Origin of the sequence: Psychromonas ingrahamii 37 (assembly GCF_000015285.1) — a bacterium.
Lineage (GTDB): Bacteria > Pseudomonadota > Gammaproteobacteria > Enterobacterales > Psychromonadaceae > Psychromonas > Psychromonas ingrahamii.
In genome coordinates this window covers 2,189,216-2,213,656 of record NC_008709.1, presented here as the reverse complement: position 1 = coordinate 2,213,656, position 24,441 = coordinate 2,189,216, and the positions used below count along the sequence as shown (strand labels likewise).

Below are 24,441 nucleotides of genomic sequence, written 5' to 3'. Positions count from 1 at the left end.
TTAAAGATCTATGACGAGGCGGTATAATTTTTCATTTCCAGCCCCGAAGTGTAAAAGACAAGCAACATTAATTTATATTTTATTGATATTCAATTAGTTAATTTTTTTTTAATAACAGATTGGTTAAATTGAGTGATAAACCGGTTTATTGAGGATTTATAAAGTGGGGGATGAGTGCTTCGTCCTTGCCTTATCTAATATTTTTTAACTTCTCTATATCGTGTCAGGCTGTGCATCTGCCACTGCGCACTTGTCTGTGAAGCGTGAATTTATTGATCCCTTTCTTTACCGCAACTTTATGGAGTGTCTTCTTACTTTATTTTCTTACTTTATTTTACAGCGATAGTAAGGCGTATCAATAAAACTGATTTGGCTTTTTAAAGGCGATGGCACAACCCACCCACCGGACTAAAAACAAAAAAATGGATTTAGATAAGTTCAAAAAACAGTCAATTTTATAATGGCTGTCTTTTTATTTCTTTTAGTACCGTTATGTTTTTATTATTTTAAATTGCCAATTTTTGAAATATATTGGCCCTTGGATTGCCTAAAATATATATTGCACTGAGTCAGGCTAAATTCCCCTTCCTTTAATTCAACATATGGGTTTAATTCCACATAAATATCAACAGCATTAGGTTGTGATGATTTAGTCAAATTTTGAATATAATGAAAGACTTCATACTTTTCTGCAATGAATATATAACTATTAACGATCTCAGGATTTGTCCATGGCATTCTAAGTATCAGATCAGATTTACAATTCGGAGAGCTAATTGGAAATTCGGATTTTTTAAGCCTAATTTCAAACTGGCCACCATTAATTATAAATTGTTCACCTGTAAATGAATCAATATAAGTGATGTTTTCTTTAGTCAGTGAATACTTTAAATGGTAATAGGCGTTGTTGTTTGTTATTGAAGTCACCACACTTGGACTTGTCGCGTTACATGCACTAATAAATAAAAACCCCAACAACATAAAAAGGAGGTAAATTATTTTATTAAACTTAATATTTAGCATGTCAAATCTTCTTGCACTCAAGGTGTAGTACCAATAACATATTTATTCCATTTTTCAATATATTCATGTGGCACTCCCTTACCCAATGGCGTGTTATAGTACTGCTTCCAGTATCTTGCTTGTGCCGCAATATCACCCGCTTTAGGTAAGGGTGCAGAAACTCTCATATAATGAACCCGCGCCATAGCGGTCGCATATTTATCATTAGTTTCCAGCTCATCAATCTTATTTGCATTAACATTCGAAAGAAAAGACAGAATATCGTTTGCTAACGCTTGACGATATTTTAAATAGTTATCCCAAATATCATTATGTGTAGACGGTTCCATCTGAAAATATCCTTTAGCAGGCCCTTCTCCAACTTGCCTTCTATACATAAAATTTAAGCTTTCTTGAACAGCGGTTCCTAAAAGAAGCTCTTCCGCCGCTAAGTTTTCCTCCCCCAATCTAGCCAAAACGGGTTGTATCACTGTCTCTCTAAAAACTTGTGCTTTATTCATAATATCCCCCTATTGATAATCATTGTGATTCTAAGCGCACTGACTGATAACTCTTTTACTATCCACAAAAAGCCGCACTACCTATTTTGCTTTAACTAATCAGAGCAATATCTGATTAATATAAAATCAACATACGCATGCCTTCTCATCGAGCAAAGCCCGCGACTTGAAGTGCCCTTCACATCATTCTAGGAGAAAAATTTGAATAGCGTTAACTAAGTACCTACCCGAAATTTTTCTGATGTTAAAGCGCATTTTATTGAGTAAAAGGCTCAAAAATGCAGGGGAATTTATGTAATAGTACTTAGCATGCAGGGTGAATAAACCAAAAAAATATCAATTAAACGATCGCCATTTAGCGATTACTTTCTGTTCCATATTAATTTCAGCATCGCGGGTTAGCACCCATTTTGAGAGCAATAAACTAAATAAAGCTGATACCTGCGCTTGCAGATATGTTCATCTGAGCAAGCCGCTATTTCGACTTCATTGCCATGCAAAACCACATGACTTTTATTTTAGCTGCGGGGACTGAATATAATCGAACAGGTGAAAATATTACTGAGCTGACAAATAAAATGTATGGCAAACACAACGGGAAAGGCATGGAGAACACAACGAAAAAGGCTGTGATAATAGGAAGTCTTGACAAAGGGAGTTAATAAAGCTCGTGATCTTAAGGATTCTCTATCGCTGCTTATAAGAATAACACTGCTAATCAGCGCGTTATCTTTCCCTGCATATAACGCTATAATAAACTGTAATAATCATGTATATTTTTATATGAAAAATTCAATAATAATAAAAATTCTGGGAGTATGTAACCTGAAATGAGCAGTGTAATATTAAGAAATAATGTCAAAATAATAGGCAAGAAAAATGCTCCTATTTTAATGTTGGCACATGGATTTGGCTGCGATCAGAATATGTGGCAATATATGTTACCTGAATTAGAAAGCCACTATAAAATTATATTATTTGATTATGTCGGCTCTGGAAATTCTTTATTAACTGATTATTCCAAGGAAAAATATTCTACATTAGAAGGTTATGCAAAAGATATTGTTGATATTATTGAAGCATTGAATTTAAAGGACGTTACCATTATTGCGCACTCGGTGAGTTCTATTATTGCTTCAATTGCTGCTATAAAAAGACCCGAATTAATTAAGCATCTTGTGATGGTTTGTCCATCGCCCTGCTTTCTAAATATCCCCCCCGATTATGAGGGAGGATTTGAAAGAAGTGACTTGGAAGATCTCATTGAACTGATGGATAAAAATTATATTGGCTGGGCAAATTATTTGGCCCCCCTTATTATGGGAAATTCACAATCACCTGAGCTCATTGGTGAATTGTCAGGCAGTTTCTGCAGTACAGATCCCTTAGTGGCAAAGACGTTTGCTAAAGCCACATTTTTTTCAGATCATCGACACATTTTAAAAAATATAACCTGCCCTGTGCTAATACTACAAAGTGCGTCCGATTCATTGGCCGGCATCAATATTGGATATTACATGGCTGAAAAAATTGCTCATAATGAACTTGCCATTATTAATGCAGAAGGCCATTGTTTACATATGACAAATCACCAAGATATTATCCCGATAATTCTTCGTTTTATTGGACGATAGCCGAATGAAAAAAAACGCAGTTCCAAATTTAAACGATTTTTTTTCTGGTCATCTTATTGTAAATAAAGCTAGAAAAATTCTTTATTGCAATAATTATATTTGTGATTTAAGTGACCAGTCTGATAAAAGTCTGATTGATAACCCCCTATCCAAATTTGTTACCAAAGCATCTAATATTTTTATTGATAGTTATGTTTATCCACTATTAATGCATCAATCATGCGCACAAGAAATCCAAATAACGTGGATTGGGAAAAACGGAGAAACAATACCCGTTGTAGTGAATATAAAGCTGGGGTCAGAAGATATATCTTACTGGTCACTTTACGTCTGTGAAAATCGAGATAAGCTTCACAGTGAGCTGTTAAAAGCGAATGAAAAGCTTGAAAAACAGTCTCAAGAGTTATTTCGTCTGGCAACAACAGATCCCCTGACCGGTTTATTGAACAGGCGCGAACTGCAAGTACAGGCCCAAAAAGTCACTCATCAAGCTGCCAGAAACTTATCAACATTTGCATTATTGTTTATTGATATTGATTTTTTTAAACGTGTTAATGATACATACGGCCATCCCGCTGGAGATAAGGTTTTAATATGCCTGGCTAATATACTGACTCAAGAACGAAGAGTAACTGATATAGTGGCAAGAATGGGAGGTGAAGAATTTGCATTACTATTACCCAATATTGATGAAGAAAATGCCTATAAATTAGCCGAAAGATTAAGGAAAAAAATTGAAAAGCAAACAATAGACCATATAAAAATCACCGTAAGTATCGGCTTAGTCGTCACGCGTAAAAACACCCAAACAAATTTTGATATATTACTTGAATTAGCTGATCAAGCACTTTATGAGTCCAAAGAATGGGGACGAAACAGAACGCATGTTGCTCAACTTTAAAAGACAGTTTACGAGAAATACAGTGAAATTCGGCTATATCTATGGCCTTCCACATTAGTCAAATCATGGAATAACATCAATCGTTAAAATACTATGTTGAGTGACCCTAACGGTAATACAGTGACATAAACCGCTATCGGCATATATTTGATGAGTATCTTCCGTATTATAGCAGTTCATTGCAACTGGTTACTTGGTATTTATTAGCTCGTCAAATATACTGCTTTCAAGCGCATTAGATACATTAAAAAGCGCCATCATATTCGATAAAATCTCTTGACCGGCATGCAGCAGATATTCTGATTACCAGACGGAATAGAATAAAACATAAAAAAAAATTCACTGTCACGATTTAATTAAGCCTTAATATCATAATGTTAACGTTCCTTTTTCTCCTATATATGTATTTATAATATGACATCAAAACTGCAATATTCTTCTATTTATTTTCCTGTTTTTCTGGTGCTGTGGATTGGCTTATTTTTAGATAGTAAACCCGTGGCAGAGGTGATCGAATACAGCCAATGGCTAACTAACGGTCTTGTTTTTTTGTGCTTTTTTTGGGTTTATAAAAAAGTAGCTAAGAAAATAAAGACCTTGATGATTTATGGCATAGGTCTGGCTTTTTTAGGTGAAATGTTTTTTGCAGTTCTGCTGGGTATGTACGAGTATCGATTAGAGAATATTCCTCTTTATGTCCCCTTAGGACATAGCTTGATCTACGCTGCCGTTTTTTACATTAATAAAGAGAAGGTTATTCAAGGAAAGAAAGAGCTTATTACATCCATTCTTTATTGTGCAATGATCATTTATTCAAGCCTTTGGCTGGCCTTAGCACAGGATATACTCGGCTTTTTATGCATGTTATTTGTAATCTTTTTTCTAAAGAAAAAAATAGCTAACAAATTATTTTTCCTCATTATGTTTTTCATGATTGTATATTTAGAGCTTCTAGGTACCTATTACGCTTGCTGGGTATGGCCCGACACTTGGTTTTCTAAAATATCTTTTATCACCAGTGCTAATCCCCCCAGTGGCATCAGTGTGTTCTACTTTGGTTTTGATCTTGGCTGCCTTTGGATTTATAAAAAACTAAATGCCCAAAAGTGGCAAAGAATGAAATCCCTTCGGAAAATACGAGCGACTAAAGGAGTGACTGCACAAGGAGTAAAATGAAGTTGCCCAGTTGAATAGTCTCTGCACTTCGCATTCACTTGATCTTACCCGCAAAGCGTGAATTGATTCATTCTTTTATTCACCAGAATATCACCCAAAACGGGTTCAATTGTGCGAAGCAGTTTGCTGTAATACCAACAGCCTTGGGTCGCTTTTTACTGCATTTTTTACCAGACGGAAAAATTTATGGCTGCCTGCTTTTGCCCCCTATCTTAAATATCCTTTAAGGCAATATTAGATGGGGAATTTTCAATAGCGGTCTTAAATTTATCAAAAGTTTCTTTTAGTTTATTTAATTCCTTGGAATTTATAATTGGAACAGCATCAATACCATGTTGATCTAATACTTCCAGAACATGAAAAATCGTAAGGAATTCCGGATCGCGTGCCGGTTGGTAAAACAAGGTATTAGCATCATTTAATTTGACCTCAACCAACAGACCTGCTTCAGTTAATTCAAAAAGGATTTGACGTACAAGCCGAATCGGTAATTCCACAAAATGTGATATTTGATCGGCGTGCCAGGGTTTTTCTCCCTTACAAAAATTTTTAACACTTAATAGAACAATGTATAAGGAAATTAATCGCTTAAATGAATGGCTGGCTTTTAGACAATCCGGTTCAAATTCATAGGTTTCCACATTTTGTTCAGCAAAGGAAACCTCTGCGCCTAGAAGGACAATCAGCCAACTCATCTGCAGCCACACTAAAAACAGCGGTAAGGCCGCAAAGCTCCCATAAATGGCACCATATTTTAAGACGCCCACCTGAAACGTTATATAAATCCATTGAACAATCTGATAGGTAGTCCCTGCAATAATTCCCCCTAAAAGGCCGGCCTTAAAATTTACTTTGGTATTAGGAATAAAAATATAAATAAAAGTAAATACCGTCCAAATAACAGCATAAGGCAGAATTTTAAGACTAGTAATAATAAGCGGAACAATCGGCCCGAGAAAGGATATTTTTTCCACCAGAAGTGTAACCTGACTACTAATAATAACGGTGGTACTGCTAGATATAATTAATAAAACAGGGCAAATCAACATAATAGAGACATAATCGCTAAACTTTCTTGCAAAACTTCGACTTTTTTTAATCCCCCATATCTCATTAAACGATTCTTCTATCTGACCTAATACTTTAATGACGGCCCAAAATAATACGACAGTACCAATCCCGGCAATAATACCGCCTTGGGTATTTTCAAGCATCGCCTGAGAAAATCCGATCAGTTTCTCAACGACCTCTTCCTGACCCTGCAGGTTATCAAATAATAATGTTTCTAATTTTTTATCAAAGCCAAACCCTTTGGCAATGCCAAAAGCCATCGCTGCAACCGGGACCATAGATAATAAAGAGAAAAAAGTTAGGGCAGAGGCGCGCAGCATGCATTTATCTTCAGCAAAACCACGAATAGCCAAAAGGATAATACGAAGTTGACGAAGGCCAAACAATTTCATTCCTGAGAGCTGGTTAGCCCGAATCCGCCAAATATCCGTTTCAATAAAATTAATGAACTTTGTTATAAATGATTTCATTAATAGATCCTTATCATAAAAGTTTAGAAAATAGGAAGCTTAAGGCATTTGCTCAGTATAGGAGAATAAATACCTTTTATTTTAGCTATTGGGATTGAACATAATCGAATAAGCGCACACATTAATAGATAAATATCATTGAGTTGACAAATACGATCAATCATCCATTGAGGCTGGTGCACAAAACGTTTCCCGATATATGGATAGTCTTCACACAAAATGCACGGTGAACACAATAAGAAATACAGTAAAAATAGGGAGAATGAACAAGTGAAATGAATGAAGAGCCTGATTGCGTCCCATAAGAAATACGCTTTGTTTCTACCTTGAATTCTTCCACCAATATTATCCAGTAAGGCGTATAAATTGAGAAGGAATAAACGCAGGATCGAACTCACAAGTTGTTGATTTTTCTTGTGTGACTCTCAGTAGAAAAAAACACGCACCTAAAATCGTCACACAGAAAGGTGTTGTAATATTATTTATTTTAAGCACTTATACAATATTAATAGTCAGAATGAAAACGAAAATTAAGGTTATTGTTGATAGAAAAAAACAAATATTTACCTGCAGATATACAAAAGGCAGCGTGAAAAAACTCGACCATGAATTCATGTAGCAACCAATGTTAGCGCTGTCACACTTTTAGTGACTTTTTCCAGCAGGTCATATTGATTGACAAAACTAATTTTGAATAATTTTCAGAGCATAATAAAAGCTGGCCTATATCAATTTATTTGGGAATAATTATTTCAGAATAATGCTCGATAACAGATCCCGCCAGGTGTCAGGCATTGCGGGAAAAAATGCGTTGCTCCTCCTTATTTTCAGCTTCAACTCCCTCTGCCTCTTTTGTCATAATATATTTAACATTCCAATATATACCCATGTTACTTCAAGATGCTTTGTCAGGCGCAAGCTCGGAGACCAGAGCAAGACGCAACATGAGGTAATGGTTATTCCCTTTCCGATTGGTGCAACGCAGCGCTGGTTTTCGAACTTGCGCCCCGTAGGGCAAGGAAAATTGTACCAATCTGCGTTGTTATAAAATCTCTCTGTAGAATAACTAGACTTCAATTTTATGCCTGGCATCTCGGCACAATTTTTCTTGCTGACTTTGCATCTTGAGGTATCATGGGTATAGTACCTAAAACAAGATGGGATCAGGCGAGACTTTCCCGTGTCCACTGGAGGTTTTGTTAGCCATTTAGACTTGCACATACTCACTTTTTTCGGAAGGCAGAGTATATTCAAGATAATAATCCATATTTATAATCTCTCCTGAATGCAGGTGTATTGCGACTTTAATATTGAATATGCCCCATGTCCAAAAAGTGATAGAGAAGTTATTTAGCCTGTTCAGGGAGCGCCTATTTTGTTTTTTAAACGTTGGATGCAGCGCATATTCAACAAACTCAATTTCATCTAGCTCTCTCTCTGGTGCATCAACCCATACTCCAAGATGAAAGTGCATTTTACCTTTCTCATTGAATTGCTTATATTTTATTTTCCCATCGATATTTCTAATCACATTGCTTTTTATTGTGTACTGCATTAGAAATCTCCTCCATCGATAACGGGTTGAAAACCATCAATGCCATCAACTTCCTCTGGAAGTGGGTCATCGTCATCGGGTTCATCGGGCACTGCGTGATCTATCATTACCATGTTCTCAAAATTAAACCGTTTTGATGCTTCTTCCGCTGCTTCTAAAAATTGATCTGGATCTGTACAGGGTAATGAAGTGTATGAAATTAACTTGTTATTTATTTTTGCAAGATAACTTTCCGGACTCTCTATTAGCTTGCTAGCGCTAACAGACCATAAATACTGGTATAAATCTGACTGTAAATCTTCTAACAACTTGGAACTTCTCCACGCTTCATTGGCGTTGGACTCCCATTGAAATACTTTATCCATAACAGCAAGCACGCCAGTCATAAATCCCGCGATGCCGGTTATATATTTAGTTGGGTCTTCGCCAAGAAATGAGAGTGATGAGGCACCGGTTAAAACACCACTTATAACGGTTCCCCATTTTAGATAATTCGCACGATTACCAATGGACTTATGATCAGAGCGATAGGCTAATCGCCAGCGCTCCATCTTTATCCATGCTTCTTTTGATCGCGCTTTCAGCGATACAAACTCATGAGCATTCATAGCATGATTATCTCCATATTATTTTGGCTGACCTCAAATACTGGTGCGTAGGTTGGTGCTTTTTTTAACAAAAACCACAACAACTGTATCGAGTCCGCATGCTGCGACTTATCATTTAACCGTCCCACTTATTCATAGAGTTACCTTTATTATAAATAAGTGGGACCTGCTTATATTGGTTACGAATATTGGTTTGCTCTACAGATTGTGTTTTTAACAAAACGCTCGAACCAGCAGATATACTCCGTTTTATAACGCATGCTCAGGAATTGCCGTAGCACCCGCTATCTATAAGATTTGCAAGAAAGGAGTTTAAGCACATTACATCCTTAACTTTAGGCTGAAGAGCTTAAAAATGAAAGAAGACACTATTGATGATTTTGCAGTTTTAACAGTCCTGAAGGGGCAGCGCCATCGATGGCAGCGATAGAATCTGCCGGTACAGCTATCTTCTTTGTTGGCCTGTCTGGCAATCGCAACAACAACCTTAGATGGTTTATTATGATGTTGGCTTTATTCTGATGGAACGAACGAGCTATCTATGTATGATGCCCTACCTCTAATTTTAAGCGATTCTAATCGCTTTATGGATAAATTCCTGTACAAAGGCTGAATAGCCAATTTTTTTCTGGGTGATCCGTCAAAAAAATTCTATGTATTCAATATGTTGTTATGTCTATTGATCCTATTGCCTTGGCTTTCAGCCAACAAGGTCAGCGCTTTTAATGATGATTTCACCTCGCCCAAGATTGAAACAGCAACCTATGGTTTACTCTGTCATGACCTTAACTTAAGCACACTTTACAGTGCAAAGCCCATGACTCTAAGTTTTGGCGATTCGCTACAATATATTTAATAAAACACCTAATTTATACTTCAGTGGTGGCTATTTATTGATGATCGCTTAACTCGCAGAAAAAGGAACTTTATCCATATGAGTAACAATATATTGGCAGCGCTAGAAAAGCGACTTGGTGCCACAGTTAGCAAACAGCGAGTTGCAAGCGAAGAGGCACACACCGCGCAAGTCTTTGGATGGGGTCGTAATTTTTTTCATATTGAGAATTTCTACTCCGCACATTCAATTATCAAAAATACCCTGCGCCTATGCTTGATGCATCAAAAAGGGCAGCGCAATGCCATAAATATTCAGCTTCGCCATAACAGTATTAAACTCGAGCATCTGCATCCAGAGCTTCAAGATTTCACTCTTCTTCATCTTAGCGACATGCATCTTGATATGGATGCTCAAGCAACAATGGCATTGATGGAGCGAGTGAGAGAGGTAAATTATGATATCTGTGTTATGACCGGGGATTACCGTGCACGCACATACGGGGAGATAGATAAGGCAATGGCTGCCATGGCGCGATTGAGAGCACAACTAAAAAAACCTGTCTACGCTGTATTGGGCAACCATGACAGTATAACAATGGTGCCTGCCTTAGAGGAGATGGGAATTCAAGTGCTGGTCAATGAAAATACACTGATTAAACGCGGGCAAGGGACGCTGTTTCTTGCTGGTATTGATGATGCGCATTACTTTTGTGCTGACGATATTCCTAAAGCGGCAAACGGCATGACTGAGAGCATACCCGGTATCCTTTTGTCTCATACCCCCGCCGTCTATAAGCAGGCAGCAGAAGTGGGCTTTGATTTGCTTTTGTCCGGGCACACTCATGGTGGGCAAATATGTTTACCGGGTGGCATTCCTCTTATACTAGACTCTGACTGTCCGCGTTTTGTGGGCAAAGGGGCATGGCACTATCATAAATTGCAAGGTTATACATCGGTAGGCTCGGGAACTTCTATCGTGAATGTACGCATAAACTGCCTGCCTGAAATTACGCTACATACACTTATCTGCAAAGATTAAGCAATGCACTGAGCATTTTAGCTTGTTTTTTATTCTTATAGTAAACGCTGGAATTCAGTAAAGGGCAGATTCAACTTTGAAGTGCATAACCACTAAGCGGCTATAGCCACTCTATGTTCAGCCATTAATTTGGCTGGCGTTTTGTAATTTATTTTTTTTCTTGGTCTATCATTGAGTTTGACTATTACATCTTGAACTTCTGATTGCGATACTTTTTTGAAGTCTGTTGATTTCGGCCAATATTGTCGTAATAGACCATTGGTGTTTTCATTCAATCCTCGTTGCCACGAACAATAAGGATCTGCAAAATACACATCACATTTCAAACTCTCAGTCATTTCTTCATGATAAGCAAATTCTTTACCATTATCCGCAGTGATCGTTATCACGGAATCTTCAAACGGTTTTAACAAAGCAATGGTCGCTGCTGTGACTGTTTTCGCTGATTTGTCATCTACACGTGTCGACACCGTAAAGCTAGTTTTCCGCTCTACAATAGTGACCAACGCGCCACTGTGTCCTTTGCCAATAACCAGGTCGATTTCCCAATCACCCATTCTGCTTTTATCATCAACAACTTGTGGGCGCTCATCAATACTTATGCGGTTCTTTATAAACCCTCTACCTGCTTGCTTATCTTTATTGCGTGTTTGGTAAATTTTTCCTTTCCTACGTAATTTTTTGAATAAGTTACCGCCACTTTTTTTATCTGACCAAACATGCTGATAAATGGTTTCATGGCTAATATTGATGCTTTGTTGCTCTCTAAGCCTGCCTGATATCTGCTCTGGACTCCATTTTTCTTTAATTCTGGAGTCAATTAACTCAATGAGACTTGTTGTCATTTTAATGGCTTTACAAGCGGCTAATCGACGCTTATCTGATGATATTTGAGCTTGCTGAATACGATAACCACGCTTACCTGTATTACGGGACAACTCCCTGCTAATCGTTGATTGGCTAACACTTAGTTGCTTTGCTATTTTATTTTGACTCAAACCTGTTTTCTTTAAGGCATAAATCTGGCATCGTTGTTCGTAGGTCAGTTGGTTATATGTTTTCATTGTTGCATCTCTTGCCGGAGAAAAAGCGATTAGCATATAGTCAGCTGACCGTTTTTTCTACCTATTCAAGTTATGCACTTATTATTTGAATCGAAGAAGTTATTTATCATCCTTGGCAGAGGAAAATGAAGGGTTAGGCGATTATGCACACACTTCAGACCATACGGCAAACTCATTACCGCTTGGCTCGTTGAAGGCCAACAGGTTATGAATGGTAAGGAGTGTTCGCAATAATAGGTGAAGATAAGAGATTAATATAATAACTAATTACTGCCTTCAGTGGTGATGCGTAACACCTGCCCGCAATGTTTGCAATGGACAGCATCAATATCGTGACGATTTAGCCCGCAGGTAGGACATTCATAGGGTATTTTCTCAGGCCGGAAAATAGTTTGAATCAGGCGCAAGAACAGAGAAATACCGAAAATCATGATCAGCACCGCCAGAAGATGCCCGCTGGTACCGATTAGCGTGATGTCACCAAAACCGGTTGTTGTTAACGTCGAGATAGTAAAATACAAGGCATCGACATAACTTTTTATGTCAGGGTTGACGCCTACCTGACTGACATAGACGATCGCGGTAATGACAAAAATAAATACCAACAGGTTAACGATGCTGAAAATGATATCTTCATGTAAACGAACAAAAGTTGATTGCCCACGCAGATTTTTAAGCATGCGGTAAGAGCGCAGTAATCGCAGTGAGCGTAAGACGCGCAGAAAACTTAAATTACCCAACAGCGAGGGAACCAGCAATGAGGCAATGACTATCAAATCAGCCAATCCCACCGGATGAAAGATATCTCGAAGTCGTTTTTTGCTGATAGACAGGCGGGCACAAAATTCGAGCAGATAGATAATACCAATGCCCTGCTCCAGCAGATACTGACTATGCAGACTCGGAAAAAATGAGCCTACGACGAAATAAAGGATAGTCATACCATCAAAGGCGAGTAACCCCCAACGAAAATTGCGCGCCCTTGTGCTCGCTCCATTATAGAGAAAATCAATTTGCTTACGAAGTTGTTGCCCAAAGCCGGTCTGAGAGGGCTTATCAGTCATAAATTACCTTATTCTTAAATAAAAGCTAACGGTGGACGAGAAAAGGGAGATGCATCCAGTATAGATATAAGTCTCTATCATGCTGAACTTCACTATCCTCCCTCCTGTCATTAGCAGCAGGTTAGCCAAAAGCAGCACGGTAAATCACAGACTATTAGCGCAATAAAATGTTCGGATTTCTTACCGATTACATCATGATTATTAACATAAAAAAACAAAAAACAGGCATGAAGCTGCATTTAAGCACAAGTCGTGAACTCAGCCACATTAATGGTTGAGCTTAATCGGGGGAAATAAGCACATAAGGTTACCCCCGATGGTGAGAATATTATTCACTCAAAGCTATCGCTAATATTTATCCCTTTTCATTAAAAAATTGAATATTATATTTGTGATCCATTTGACTATATAATGCTTTAAAACTTCATTCGAATAGATAAACCAATAAGGAATCATATGATTCAATTCTCCACTGAAATTTACAAACTGATTACCACCGCTTTAACTGAATTATCTGATTCTCATGATTCTGGTAGAACACCCCATAACCCGCTGAGTGAAGCACATTATTTAGGCGCTTGGATTACAACTGCCATGAAAAAGAAACGTTTTGACGCTATTGTTGCCCCTACTTTGCAGGTTTGGCAAAGACAAGCGCGCAGTCTTGGCAAAAACGCAGGACTAAAACGACAGTTTACTTATTTAGAAAAGTGTTACAGCGAAGTGATGGATGAGCAAAAAGAGGTTCGCCCCGTCAATAAAAGCCAACTGGAAAAACTTTTCGCCGGGCTTGAAGAAGATCAATGGTTGGTGACAACTGATTTACCGGTTGGGGAAAGACTTAACCGACACAGTGGCGGCAAAGAGTCATTAATCGTTTGTGCACAGCAACTGCTCGATTGTTTTGATGAGCAAGGAACGTTAATCAAGCCGATCTCTTTATATATCCGAGGTACTCTTCCCAAGATTATTGATCTTGCGTTCGCACAGGATCTGCTTTTACATAAAATAACCGATTATAAATCTAAAGTGAAATATCACGGCGAGTTTATCGTTTATCCAAATAACGATGGCAGATCTTTACCTGAATTCCCTGAAAACAACAGCGAAAAATCTTAATTACTTCTTATTTGCAGCGGGTTAATTCGCGTTAACCTGCTGTTTTTCTGCCAGTAACTCAGCGGCAATTAATTGTAATAAAAAGGTTTCACGCTCGACAGATAATCCTTTTTTATCACTGTTTAATAGCGTTTGTTGGTTATGTTTTATTGCATCATAAATATTTAACCAAACCGGCTTCATGCCGTTTCTTATTTCATAATCTTCATAATTTGTTACACCTAATTTTGTATCAATATCACAAATATAACAATATGATTTCATGTGCATGATTTCAAAACCGTCTTTATGCCAGGGGCGGAATTCTTCGTATAAACCAAACGCTTGTATTCCACGTATATTTTGTGCCCCAGTTTCCTCCTGCAGCTCGCGTACTAATCCTTCAACCAAGCCTTCCTCTTTATCAACACCCCCACCAGGCAGGGTGTAATCGTGGTAACGGGCGGTATAAAGCATTAAAATCATATCACCTTTTAATACAATTGCCCGGGCGGCATTACGCAAAAATGTACTTTTATTTAATGAAGCGATATCTGGGTGAATGGTGGTTTTTAACAAGCGCATAATAAGACTCTGGGGTAATTTGGCCGATGATAGTATCAATAGAAGCTTCGGGTTAGAAGGAACTTTTGATATCATTTAACGGTACTGCCTGAATAACGGTCAATACGCAGAATCAATAGGTGTGCGTAAGCTTTGATACTGAGTAATAATCGCCTGCACATCCTGCTGGGGATTTTTGGCAATGCGCTGGTAATGTTTAATGCTCTTCTGCAGATAATCAATATGCTCTTTCTGTGAAAAATCCCACATTTTTGAACCCACCCTAGTAATAGGCTCAGTCACATTTAAGGCTACGTGCAATATTTCATAACCGCGTTTATTTTCAATAATCAGACTTTCAGCGATCAAACCTAACTGCCTGCTGATTAAAAATTCACGCACTTTATAATTATGATGAACGGGGCACAAAATAAACTCTAACGGGTAATTTGAAAACTGGCTTAAAATAGCCGTCATTAGCTCAATGCTCAGCTCTCCCCCAACACCTGCAATAATAATTAAGTGTTTATCACTCTCCGGGTTTTCAGAGACGCTCGTCAGGGGTAAATTTATAACATCGCTGCAGTGCACATTCCATCGGCTTCTGTTTTGCACCTGCCCATAATGGATTTTTAAGTCTGATTCTAATTGTCTCAGTAACGCCGGCACAATATCCACAAAGTGCACCGTATCGGCGGCCTGCCGCTTTAACAGGCTTAACCCGAGAAAACCGTGATCACAACAGCAATCCCAAATATGCTGGTAAGATTGACTTATCATAGCGTCGATTTGTTGTAAACGGCGACTCATTTTAATCTTATAATTCATCTGTTTTATCAGGCTTTAACTGCAAGGCGCATGCTCAGTGCAATGCGTTTTCTTTGTACGTCAATCTCAACAACCCGGACATTAACCAACTGCCCGACTTTCACAATGGCGAAGGGATCACTGACAAAATTATCGGCAAGTTGGGAGATATGCACGAGTCCATCCTGATGGACGCCTATATCAACAAATGCGCCAAAATTGGTCACATTAGAAATAACCCCCTGCAGCAGCATACCTTCCTGTAAATCCGAAATTTTATTAATGTTTTTTGCAAAATCGACCCGCTGAAAATCCGGTCTGGGATCGCGTTTAGGCTTGGCAAGCTCTTTAACAATTTCTCGGACACTGATAACACCAAAGGTCTGATCGGCATAGTTCTGTGCATCAAGCGAATTTAACAAATCTGAATTATTTAATAACTGCTGCACTTTAACCCCTTCCTGCGCCGCAATACGTTTGACCAGATTATAAGCTTCAGGATGAACGGCAGAATTATCAAGGGGATTAAGCGCATTATTTATCCGTAAAAACCCGGCACTTTGCTGATAAGCTTTATCGCCTAAGCGCGAGACTTTTTGCAGCGCTTGGCGCGACTTAAAGGCACCATTCAGGTCACGATAACTGACGATATTTTTAGCAATCGTTTGATTCAATCCAGCCACACGTGCAAGTAAAGAGACAGAGGCACTGTTTAAATCGACTCCCACGGAATTAACACAATCTTCGACCACACTGCCCAAACGCTGGCTTAAACTGCTTTGGTTAACGTCGTGCTGATATAAGCCTACACCGATCGCTTTGGCATCTATTTTAACCAGCTCAGCTAAAGGATCCTGCAATCGCCGGGCAATGGAAACCGCTCCTCTAATCGAAACATCGATATCAGGAAACTCGAGAGATGCAAGCTCTGAGGCCGAATAAACCGATGCGCCGGCTTCACTGACGATAACCGTGCTTACCTCCAGATTCTGCTGCGCTAAGGTATCGCGGATAAAATCATCGGATTCCCGCGATGCCGTACCATTGCCAATGGCGATCAGTTCTACCTTAAATTCTTTAATTAATTTAAGCATTTCCTGTGCTGCCTGTTGGGTTTTATTAACCGGTTGATGCGGGTAGATAGTCTGATAAGCCAGTAGCTTACCGGTACTATCAACGACGGCTAATTTGCAGCCTGTGCGCAAGCCAGGATCTAACCCTAAGGTCACTTTGGGCCCTGCGGGCGCGGCCATTAACAGCGCTTTTAAATTAGACGCAAAATTATCCATGGCATTTTCATGGGCATCATCTTTTAAGCGTGTGATTAACTGCGTTTCCAACTGCCCGGCTAATTTGCCCTTCCAGGCTTTTTGAATCACTTTTTTGCGCCAATTATTGGCCGGCAACTGCAACCAGGAAAAACCTAAATGATGGGCGATTAAACTTTCACAATAGGATGATTTGGTTTTTTTATCCTGTTTGGGATCGGCATTTAGATCAAGTTTAAGCAGCCCCTCTTTTTTACCACGCAGGATGGCTAAAAATCGGTGTGCAGGAATTTTATGCAGAGGTTCCTGATAATCAAAATAGTCTTTATATTTAACCGCTTGCTCTTCTTTACCCTTCGCTACTTTGCATTCAAAAGCGGCATTGGCCGAGAGATAATGACGCAGTTTTCCAAGCAATTGCGGATCGTTAACAATGCGTTCCATGCAAATAGAGAGGGCACCCTCTAAGACGCTTTCAATATCAGAAACCCCTTTTTTTGGGTTAATATACTGCTTGCCTAGAATATTTGCATCACCATCAGCCTGCATCCACAATTTATCCGCAAGGGGTTCAAGACCCGCTTCAATCGCTAATTCGCCTTTACTGACGCGTTTACTCTTATAGGGCAGATAAAGATCTTCAAGTGTACTTTTATTATTACACTGCTTAATTTTAAGGTTTAAATCCGGGGTTAATTTCCCCAATGCAACAATGGCTTTCAGAATACTCTGACGACGAATATCTAATTCACGCAAATAAATTAAGCGCGTCTCCAGCAGGCGCAGTTGAATATCATCCAGGCCTTGGGTTACCTCTTTGCGATAACGGGCAATAAAAGGCACGGTATTACCATCGTCATAGAGTGTAATAAAGGCGTTAACTTGCATAAGTGGAAGATTAACTTCATTTGCAAGCTGTTGACTAACTGGCGGTGTCGTTGTTTTCATAATTATCTTTTTAGTTGTGTTATTTATATCATCATTATGGCCTGCTGATCTTTTGCGTTATATTGAGCTTAATGACCCTCTATTAGGATGATAACATGATTAATTTTGCCGTTATCGGTAGCAACTGGATAACTGAAAAGTTTATTAACGGGACATTAGTTAATAATGACCTGAACTTAACAGCCGTTTATTCCCGCACCTTAAAGACAGCACAAAACTTTGCCGGTAAATTTAACGTGCAACAGTGCTTTGATGACCTGCAGGCATTAAGTCAATGTGACGATATTGATGCGGTTTATATTGCCAGCCCGAATGCTTTACACTTTGAACATGCTTTATTGATGTTGGAAAAGGGTAAACATGTTATTTGTGAAAAACCCTTAGCGTCCAATATCCAGGAGGTTGATGCACTTTATCAAGCGGCGACTGCAAACAATGTTATTTTGTTTGAAGCCTATAAGACAGCTTATTTGCCAAATTTTGCACAAATAAAAAATAATCTCTCTAAAATCGGTAAATTACGTAAAGCGCATATTAATTACTGCCAATATTCCTCCCGTTACCAAAAATATCTCAATGGTGAAAATCCAAATACCTTTAACCCGTATTTTTCTAACGGCTCAATTATGGATATTGGTTATTACTGCGTGGCTTTTACTATTGCCCTGTTTGGTAAACCGCAGCATATTCAAGCCGATGCGGTTTTACTCAATTCCGGCGTAGATGGTTGTGGCGCTGTTCTGCTAAACTATGGCGATTTTTCGGTCACTATTGACCATTCAAAAATAAGTCGTTCAGACTTACTAAGCGAAATACAAGGTGAACAAGGTAATTTATTGATTAAACAGGTCTCTGAATGTACAGAGGTCACTTTAATAACTGACATTGTCACCGATTTAACGCAGGATCAGCACGAAAACAGCATGAGCTACGAAGCCAGTTTTTTTGCCCAACAAATTAAACAGGGAAAAATGGATTTACAAAGCGTTGAACGCTCTAAAATAACCTCAGCTGTTATTACCGAAATTCGCCGTTTAACGGGTGTTAAATTCCCGGCGGACAATCAATAGTTGCAGAGACTGGAAAACTATATCCCGACATAAAAAACTAAAATATGCCGAGCATTTAGCCGTTTGTGGGTGCGAACTATCCAGGTCAATATTTTACATAGGGATGAAATTGGCAAAAATAACAAGGTGCTTGTCTCACAAGGGCTTCTGATAAAGTCGATTGTCATTACCAGAAGCTTCAATCACTTTTATTGCAACTATTCTGACACTGTGAATCATTAATGGATTATCGGTCAGGCTCTGGAATACTCTAAATATTGATCAGGTTTCAGATCATGAAAAAATGAGTCGCGAGGTCAGTACGAACGATTGAATGCACTTATTAACTTTTCCCTGAATTATAAATACAGCCATTATTTATAATATATAACTGTAAAACTGAGCAGGAAAATTCTCGTTGAATATTTGTACTCACCTTTATTCCTCTGGCCTTTAAGGATTTAATCCAATTGTTTGGTTTCGGGCCTTCATCAAAGCCAATAGCGCTTACGTCTTGATCTGTCGCGGCTGTTGCAACATGGCACACTCCTGACCATGAAATAGCGCCTAGGCACATTGCACAGGGCTCCGCGCTGGTGACTAATTCATGCCGGGTAATGGCGAGATCATAGGTGCGAAGCTTCCTTTGAGCAGCGACTAGCGCGACTATTTCCGCATGCAGAATAGACAAACCCTGTGTTGTCACTAAGTTAACACCAAGGGAAACCAGTTTGCCTGTTTCGATCTCAAAGACAGCTGCAGCAAAAGGTCCCCCGCTCCCTTGCTCAACATTCTTTTTCGCGGCTGAAATAACAAAAGCCATGCGTATATTTAGATCGGTACTTGAAACATAGCGTTGAGAAAAAAGGTCTATCCAGCCAGGTAACTTAAAACTAATTTCAGATGGTTGCAAGAACATATTTTTCTCCTAAGAAAGTAGTAAGCTGACGCAGAAAAAGACTCTAATTAGTTGATTCTGCCAGCGCCTGTTATTTAGGATAGTCAACAGCGCATTAAGTCGCGAATAATCGTTATGCTGCAGAGCCTGACGGGGTAGTTTTGATCAAGAGTATAACGATAAAGAGATCCTGAAAGCTACATAAAAAATGCTAAGAAAATATTTCATATTATTAAGTCCATTTTTTTTGTAACTGTTATACTCGCGCCCAATTAAACTTTCAAAAAAAATATAAAAATGGTGATCTCATGAGTGTTGATGCAATAGGTTTATCTGCCGAGTTATTAAAAGCTGTCAAAGCTTGCGGATATAAAAATTTAACCCCGATTCAGCAGCAGGCAATTCCGATTATCCGTAGCGGGTCGGATCTGCTTGCAAGTGCACAAACAGGGACAGGTAAAACAGCGGCTTTTACCCTGCCTATTCTGGATATATTAGCAAAAAATGCGAATGAAAAGCCAACAACAAATACAACAATTAAAGCCTTAATACTGACACCTACGCGTGAATTAGCAGCCCAAGTTGCAGCGAATGTAAAGGAATACAGTCAGTTTTTACCGCTAACATCCGGTGTTGTTTCGGGTGGCCGCAGTATGGACTCACAAACCAAAATGCTTAAAGTCGGCGTTGATGTATTAGTCGCAACACCGGGTCGTCTGCTTGAACACTTAACCTTACGAAATGTCGATCTTTCCCATGTTAAGTATCTTACGCTTGATGAAGCTGATCGTATGTTAGACCTGGGTTTCTTAACTGACATACAAAAATTGATGGAAGCGATTAAACAAAAACACCAGACTTTAATGTTTTCCGCCACTTTTTCAAATAAAGTTAAAACATTAGCAAAACAGATATTAACCACCCCAAAAACATTAGAGATCTCACCGCAGAACTCAACTGCTGGTAAGGTAAAACAACAGGTTTATTGGGTATCTGAAACCCGTAAGAATGAACTCTTATCTGAGCTGATTGGGGTTAAAAACTGGAAACAAGTGTTGGTCTTTGCGGGCACCAAAGAAAGCGCCAATCTGTTAGCAAAAGAGTTACAGCTAGACGGAATCAAAACGGCCGTTTGCCATGGAGATAAAACCCAAGGCGCACGTAATCAAGCGATCCAAAAGTTTACTGAAGGCAGTGTCCGTGTGTTAGTGGCGACAGATGTGGCAGCACGTGGCCTTGATATTCCTGATTTACCCTACGTGGTCAACTTCCATCTTCCATTTTTAGCTGAAGATTATATTCATCGTATTGGCCGTACAGCGCGGGCAGGTAAAAGTGGTACAGCGGTATCATTAGTCAGCCCGAAAGATGAGCAATTTTTAGATAATATCGAAACGCTAATTGGCCGTAAGTTTGAACGCATTGTGTATCCGGGTTATGAGATTGATAGCTCCCTGCCCGGCTATTATGAGCAATCTAGTGACAAACCGCTGAAAAAAAGTCGTTACAAAGCAACGCAAGAGCGCAATAAAATGCTTGAGATCCAAAGAGCAAAAAATACACCTGCGGCCATTCGCAGAGAAAAGAACAAAAATAAAAAGCAAAGATAAGACAAGATAACAATATAATAAAATAAGACAGAGGCACTAAGCGTCTCTGTCTTATCTCTTAGCAATAAACTATTAACAGCAATCATTCCCCCTATTCTCTATTTAAAACTCCCTTAATTTAATGGCTATTTTAAAATAACGCCAGACCTGTAATAACGCTATCTCATTGTTTTAATTTAAAATAAAAATATTTTTTATTTTAAATTTTTGTTCAAATAAAGATAATTTTTTATTTAGCTTGTCAGGTTTTTTTTCCGGCATCTATTCTATACTTTAATCGAGAAAATAATTTTCTCGGGATGTTAGCACTATTTTTTGAGGAGGAAATTATGAACATAGTACCAAGAAGCCAATGGTTAAGCCCAGAACATGTTTTCGACGATTTTTTTGCCTTAAACAAACTAAAAGGCAAAGAGGGTTATTTTGAACCTCGCGTAGATATTATTGAAAAAGATGATCAATACGTCTTCGTCGCTGAGCTACCCGGTGTAGATAAAGAAGATATCAATGTCCAGCTGCAGGATGGTTTATTGACCATTGAAGCTAAGGTGCATGAAGAAAAAGAATCTGAAGTAGATAATGTTATCAAAAAAGAAATAAGAAGTGGTTTCTTTAGCCGCAGTATTAATGTGGGAAAAAATATTAAAGAAGAAGAAATAAAAGCCGAACTAGTAAATGGTTTATTGAAACTTACAGCCCCAAAAGCAAAACCAGCTGGTCACGAAGTTCACAAAATTGAAATATCATAAAACTTATTGATGCCAGTAAAAAGAGGTTAGGGCTTTGTAGACCTAACCTCTTTTTTTTGTTGGCTGTTTTTTTAACCCTATCTTTGCTTTATCCTCAAACTCATCATGTCCAAATTAATAAATTATTTGAATCTATCATCAATAAATTTTTCTACGATTTATTATCGGCATCTTCACGGTAAGACTCAGAGTCAAAAACCGTAAAATTATTTAAGCGTGTCATCAAGAAACTCAATAAATCTTTTCCACGATTTATTATCGGCATCTTCACGGTAAGATTCAGTGCCAAAAACCGTAAAAGCGTGAGGTGCTCCACTGTATGTGGTCATTTCATGCTCGATGCCACTTTCTTCTAATTGCTGAGTAAGTGAGGCAAATTGTTCCATCGGAATAGCCGTATCCGCACTGCCATGTAATATTAATAATTTGCCTTTAGTCTTTTTGTAATCTTGACCTTCCGGTGTTTGCAATCCACCATGAAAAGTGACAAAACCTTTAACATCGAACCCTGAACGCGCTAATTCCAATACTGCTGCCCCGCCAAAACAATAACCCATCACGACGGTATTATTAGCAAGCGCACCTTTAGCAACAGCAGACTCGTAGGCGCCTTTCATCAATGCACGCATTTTCGCTCTATCTTTATATAATTCACCCGTGTGTTGTTTTTTATCTTTCACCTCTGTTGGTCTTATCCCTTCACCAAATAGATCCGCTGCAAAGACCGCATAGCCTAAGTCCGCCAACATTTCAGCACGTTTGACTTCGTAATCGGTCAAACCATCCCAATCATGGATCAGTAATATAAGGGGGGCATTTGGGGATGGATTAACAAAATAACCTTGATAGGATTTACCGGCAACTTGATAGCTAACGTATTCTCCGCTTGCATTGGCCAAGGGCATCAATAAAAATCCAAGGATGATATAAATTAATAAACGCATATTTTATTCCTTTATAGGTAAGATAAGACTTGTAGAGTATAGAATCATTGCCAGCATTAAGCGCTTCGAATAGTATAAAAAACAGATAGACCTATCAAGCTATTCTGATTAAAAATTAAAAGAGCTTGATAGGTTACGAAGAGTAGATTCACAGAAAACCTTATATACTTTGGATTTCAGCACTCGCCGGCGTAACGGATTTATGTTTCTGACTAATGATAATGCCTAAGAATACAATAGCGATACTCAGCCATTGAGCACTATTTAATCTCTCACCCAATATTATTGCAGATAACATTAGCGAAAATATGGGTATTAAGTTAGAAAAAGAAGCCGCCGTTAATACTGACACTCTTGTCAATGCATAATTGTATAAACCATAGGCCCCAAAGGTGACCACTGTCCCCAAGTAAAGAATATTAAGGAGTGCATTACTATTATGTGTAACAGGCAGATCATTAAACAGCAAAAAGGGTGCAAAAAACAGTGTCCCACTTAATCCCTGTAGTGCAATCAACGCAAAAGGTGAATAACGCCCTGAAAGATATTTAATACTGACGGAATAATAGGCAGCACAGATCATGGCTAAAAACTCTACAAAATTACCCAGTAATGGATTACTTGCATGTGCTGAGCTGGGGGACATAATAGTTAATAAAATACTACCCGAAATGCACAAGGTAAAACCTGCCAGAATCGCTTTAGATAATTGTTCTCTTAAAATATAAAATGCAAGTATCGCAATTAAAATAGGTAAACATGAGACTAATACCCCCGCTTGTGATGCAGAGGTATTTTGCAGCGCAATACCCTCAAATAAAAAATATAAACAGGGCTCCGCCAGTGACATAGAGATCAAAAATTTCCAGTCTCCCTTTCGATAGCTGAAACGTTTTATCCAACGCCAAAAAAAAGTACAAGTAATTAATGTAATTAACATTCTTAAAAAAATAACAAAAGTCGGATCATAAAATTCAATGGCATATTTTAATGCCACAAATGAACTTCCCCACAAAAATGTAGCAATAATTAAACATAAACTGGCCGGCATATGGAGCTTCTTAACAGTAGTAAAGGTGATTGAATAAACAAAGAGAACAAAAACAGCTATTAATACATAGTCACGTTCCCCAAATGGATATGACCCCTGAGAAGAACGTAGCAATAATTAAACATAAACTGGCCGGCATATGGAGCTTCTTAACAGTAGTAAAGGTGGTTGAATAAACAAAGAGAACAAAAACAGCTATTAATACATATTACGTTCCCCAAATGGAAATGCCTCCGGAGAATAACGTAGCAATAATTAAACATAAACTGGCCGGCATATGGAGCTTCTTAACAGTAGTAAAGGTGGTTGAATAAACAAAGAGAACAAAAACAGCTATTAATACATAGTCACGTTCCCCAAATGGATATGACCCCTGAGAAGAACGTAGCAATAATTAAACATAAACTGGCCGGCATATGGAGCTTCTTAACAGTAGTAAAGGTGGTTGAATAAACAAAGAGAACAAAAACAGCTATTAATACATATTACGTTCCCCAAATGGAAATGCCTCCG

General features: G+C 38.5%; 23 protein-coding genes. 9 read left to right on the top strand and 14 right to left on the bottom strand.

What is annotated here, in order from left to right; all coding sequences use genetic code 11:
* Window positions 1-501: 501 nt before the first annotated feature.
* Both PING_RS09505 and PING_RS09500 read right to left on the bottom strand, forming a co-directional pair.
* Window positions 502-1,023, bottom strand: coding sequence for a hypothetical protein (locus PING_RS09505; protein WP_049752963.1), 522 nt, complete (start codon window positions 1,021-1,023; stop codon window positions 502-504).
* Window positions 1,024-1,040: 17 nt separating this feature from the next.
* Complete coding sequence (locus tag PING_RS09500) at window positions 1,041-1,523, bottom strand: hypothetical protein (protein WP_011770160.1); 483 nt, start codon at window positions 1,521-1,523, stop codon at window positions 1,041-1,043.
* A 506-nt stretch (window positions 1,524-2,029) separates the two neighbouring features.
* Between PING_RS09500 and PING_RS20590 the strand changes: the two genes are divergently transcribed.
* The 4 genes from PING_RS20590 to PING_RS09485 all read left to right on the top strand — a co-directional run bounded on the left by PING_RS20590 (window position 2,030) and on the right by PING_RS09485 (window position 5,234).
* The gene (locus PING_RS20590; protein WP_157035343.1) at window positions 2,030-2,185 is read left to right on the top strand and encodes a hypothetical protein; all 156 of its coding nucleotides are present in this window, start codon (window positions 2,030-2,032) and stop codon (window positions 2,183-2,185) included.
* Window positions 2,186-2,353: 168 nt separating this feature from the next.
* Entirely contained in the window at window positions 2,354-3,157 is an 804-nt protein-coding gene (locus PING_RS09495) for an alpha/beta fold hydrolase (RefSeq protein WP_011770159.1), read from the top strand.
* 4 nt (window positions 3,158-3,161) lie between these two features.
* A complete protein-coding gene (locus tag PING_RS09490) occupies window positions 3,162-4,058 on the top strand; it encodes a sensor domain-containing diguanylate cyclase (RefSeq protein WP_011770158.1) in 897 nt (298 codons plus the stop codon).
* Window positions 4,059-4,565: 507 nt separating this feature from the next.
* Window positions 4,566-5,234: a hypothetical protein gene (locus PING_RS09485; RefSeq protein ID WP_198134766.1), complete on the top strand. Its 669-nt coding sequence runs from the start codon at window positions 4,566-4,568 to the stop codon at window positions 5,232-5,234.
* 212 nt (window positions 5,235-5,446) lie between these two features.
* Here PING_RS09485 and PING_RS09480 read toward each other — a convergent pair whose 3' ends face one another.
* From PING_RS09480 to PING_RS09470, 3 genes are all read right to left on the bottom strand, one after another.
* Window positions 5,447-6,775: a YihY/virulence factor BrkB family protein gene (locus PING_RS09480; RefSeq protein WP_011770156.1), complete on the bottom strand. Its 1,329-nt coding sequence runs from the start codon at window positions 6,773-6,775 to the stop codon at window positions 5,447-5,449.
* Between the two features lie 1,207 nt (window positions 6,776-7,982).
* Complete coding sequence (locus PING_RS09475; protein ID WP_011770155.1) at window positions 7,983-8,330, bottom strand: pYEATS domain-containing protein; 348 nt, start codon at window positions 8,328-8,330, stop codon at window positions 7,983-7,985.
* Window positions 8,330-8,938 carry a hypothetical protein gene (locus PING_RS09470; protein ID WP_011770154.1) on the bottom strand — a complete coding sequence of 203 codons (609 nt, stop codon included), beginning with the start codon at window positions 8,936-8,938 and terminating at the stop codon, window positions 8,330-8,332. Before PING_RS09470 ends, PING_RS09475 begins: the two co-directional genes overlap by 1 nt.
* A gap of 934 nt (window positions 8,939-9,872) precedes the next feature.
* Here PING_RS09470 and PING_RS09465 point away from each other — a divergent pair.
* Window positions 9,873-10,814, top strand: a complete 942-nt coding sequence (locus PING_RS09465; RefSeq protein WP_011770153.1) for a metallophosphoesterase — start codon at window positions 9,873-9,875, stop codon at window positions 10,812-10,814.
* A 92-nt stretch (window positions 10,815-10,906) separates the two neighbouring features.
* On the opposite strand, the gene PING_RS09460 is transcribed toward PING_RS09465, so the two are convergent.
* Window positions 10,907-11,878, bottom strand: a complete 972-nt coding sequence (locus tag PING_RS09460) for an IS30 family transposase (protein WP_041766316.1) — start codon at window positions 11,876-11,878, stop codon at window positions 10,907-10,909.
* A 263-nt stretch (window positions 11,879-12,141) separates the two neighbouring features.
* Entirely contained in the window at window positions 12,142-12,942 is an 801-nt protein-coding gene (locus tag PING_RS09455) for a potassium channel family protein (RefSeq protein ID WP_011770151.1), read from the bottom strand.
* Window positions 12,943-13,398: 456 nt separating this feature from the next.
* On the opposite strand from PING_RS09455, the gene PING_RS09450 reads away from it, so the two are divergent.
* Window positions 13,399-14,061 (top strand): DUF2913 family protein, encoded by a 663-nt coding sequence (locus PING_RS09450; protein ID WP_011770150.1) that lies wholly within the window; start codon window positions 13,399-13,401, stop codon window positions 14,059-14,061.
* 21 nt (window positions 14,062-14,082) lie between these two features.
* On the opposite strand, the gene PING_RS09445 is transcribed toward PING_RS09450, so the two are convergent.
* The 3 genes from PING_RS09445 to PING_RS09435 all read right to left on the bottom strand — a co-directional run bounded on the left by PING_RS09445 (window position 14,083) and on the right by PING_RS09435 (window position 17,627).
* Window positions 14,083-14,625 carry an NUDIX hydrolase gene (locus PING_RS09445; protein ID WP_041766314.1) on the bottom strand — a complete coding sequence of 181 codons (543 nt, stop codon included), beginning with the start codon at window positions 14,623-14,625 and terminating at the stop codon, window positions 14,083-14,085.
* 99 nt (window positions 14,626-14,724) lie between these two features.
* Window positions 14,725-15,432 carry a tRNA (adenine(22)-N(1))-methyltransferase gene (locus PING_RS09440; protein ID WP_011770148.1) on the bottom strand — a complete coding sequence of 236 codons (708 nt, stop codon included), beginning with the start codon at window positions 15,430-15,432 and terminating at the stop codon, window positions 14,725-14,727.
* Window positions 15,433-15,440: 8 nt separating this feature from the next.
* Window positions 15,441-17,627 (bottom strand): Tex family protein, encoded by a 2,187-nt coding sequence (locus PING_RS09435; RefSeq protein WP_011770147.1) that lies wholly within the window; start codon window positions 17,625-17,627, stop codon window positions 15,441-15,443.
* Window positions 17,628-17,722: 95 nt separating this feature from the next.
* On the opposite strand from PING_RS09435, the gene PING_RS09430 reads away from it, so the two are divergent.
* Window positions 17,723-18,697, top strand: a complete 975-nt coding sequence (locus tag PING_RS09430; RefSeq protein ID WP_011770146.1) for a Gfo/Idh/MocA family protein — start codon at window positions 17,723-17,725, stop codon at window positions 18,695-18,697.
* 322 nt (window positions 18,698-19,019) lie between these two features.
* Here the strand turns inward: PING_RS09430 and PING_RS09425 are convergent, their stop codons facing one another.
* The gene (locus PING_RS09425) at window positions 19,020-19,595 is read right to left on the bottom strand and encodes a nucleoside deaminase (RefSeq protein ID WP_011770145.1); all 576 of its coding nucleotides are present in this window, start codon (window positions 19,593-19,595) and stop codon (window positions 19,020-19,022) included.
* 287 nt (window positions 19,596-19,882) lie between these two features.
* Here PING_RS09425 and PING_RS09420 point away from each other — a divergent pair, with 287 nt between their 5' ends.
* Both PING_RS09420 and PING_RS09415 read left to right on the top strand, forming a co-directional pair.
* Window positions 19,883-21,184, top strand: a complete 1,302-nt coding sequence (locus PING_RS09420) for a DEAD/DEAH box helicase (protein WP_011770144.1) — start codon at window positions 19,883-19,885, stop codon at window positions 21,182-21,184.
* A 329-nt stretch (window positions 21,185-21,513) separates the two neighbouring features.
* A complete protein-coding gene (locus PING_RS09415; protein WP_011770143.1) occupies window positions 21,514-21,933 on the top strand; it encodes an Hsp20/alpha crystallin family protein in 420 nt (139 codons plus the stop codon).
* 206 nt (window positions 21,934-22,139) lie between these two features.
* On the opposite strand, the gene PING_RS09410 is transcribed toward PING_RS09415, so the two are convergent.
* The 3 genes from PING_RS09410 to PING_RS09405 all read right to left on the bottom strand — a co-directional run bounded on the left by PING_RS09410 (window position 22,140) and on the right by PING_RS09405 (window position 23,928).
* Window positions 22,140-22,877, bottom strand: a complete 738-nt coding sequence (locus PING_RS09410; protein WP_011770142.1) for a dienelactone hydrolase family protein — start codon at window positions 22,875-22,877, stop codon at window positions 22,140-22,142.
* Between the two features lie 3 nt (window positions 22,878-22,880).
* Entirely contained in the window at window positions 22,881-22,964 is an 84-nt protein-coding gene (locus tag PING_RS21845) for a hypothetical protein (protein ID WP_408635123.1), read from the bottom strand.
* Between the two features lie 73 nt (window positions 22,965-23,037).
* Window positions 23,038-23,928: a DMT family transporter gene (locus PING_RS09405; protein WP_011770141.1), complete on the bottom strand. Its 891-nt coding sequence runs from the start codon at window positions 23,926-23,928 to the stop codon at window positions 23,038-23,040.
* Between the last annotated feature and the right edge of the window lie 513 nt (window positions 23,929-24,441).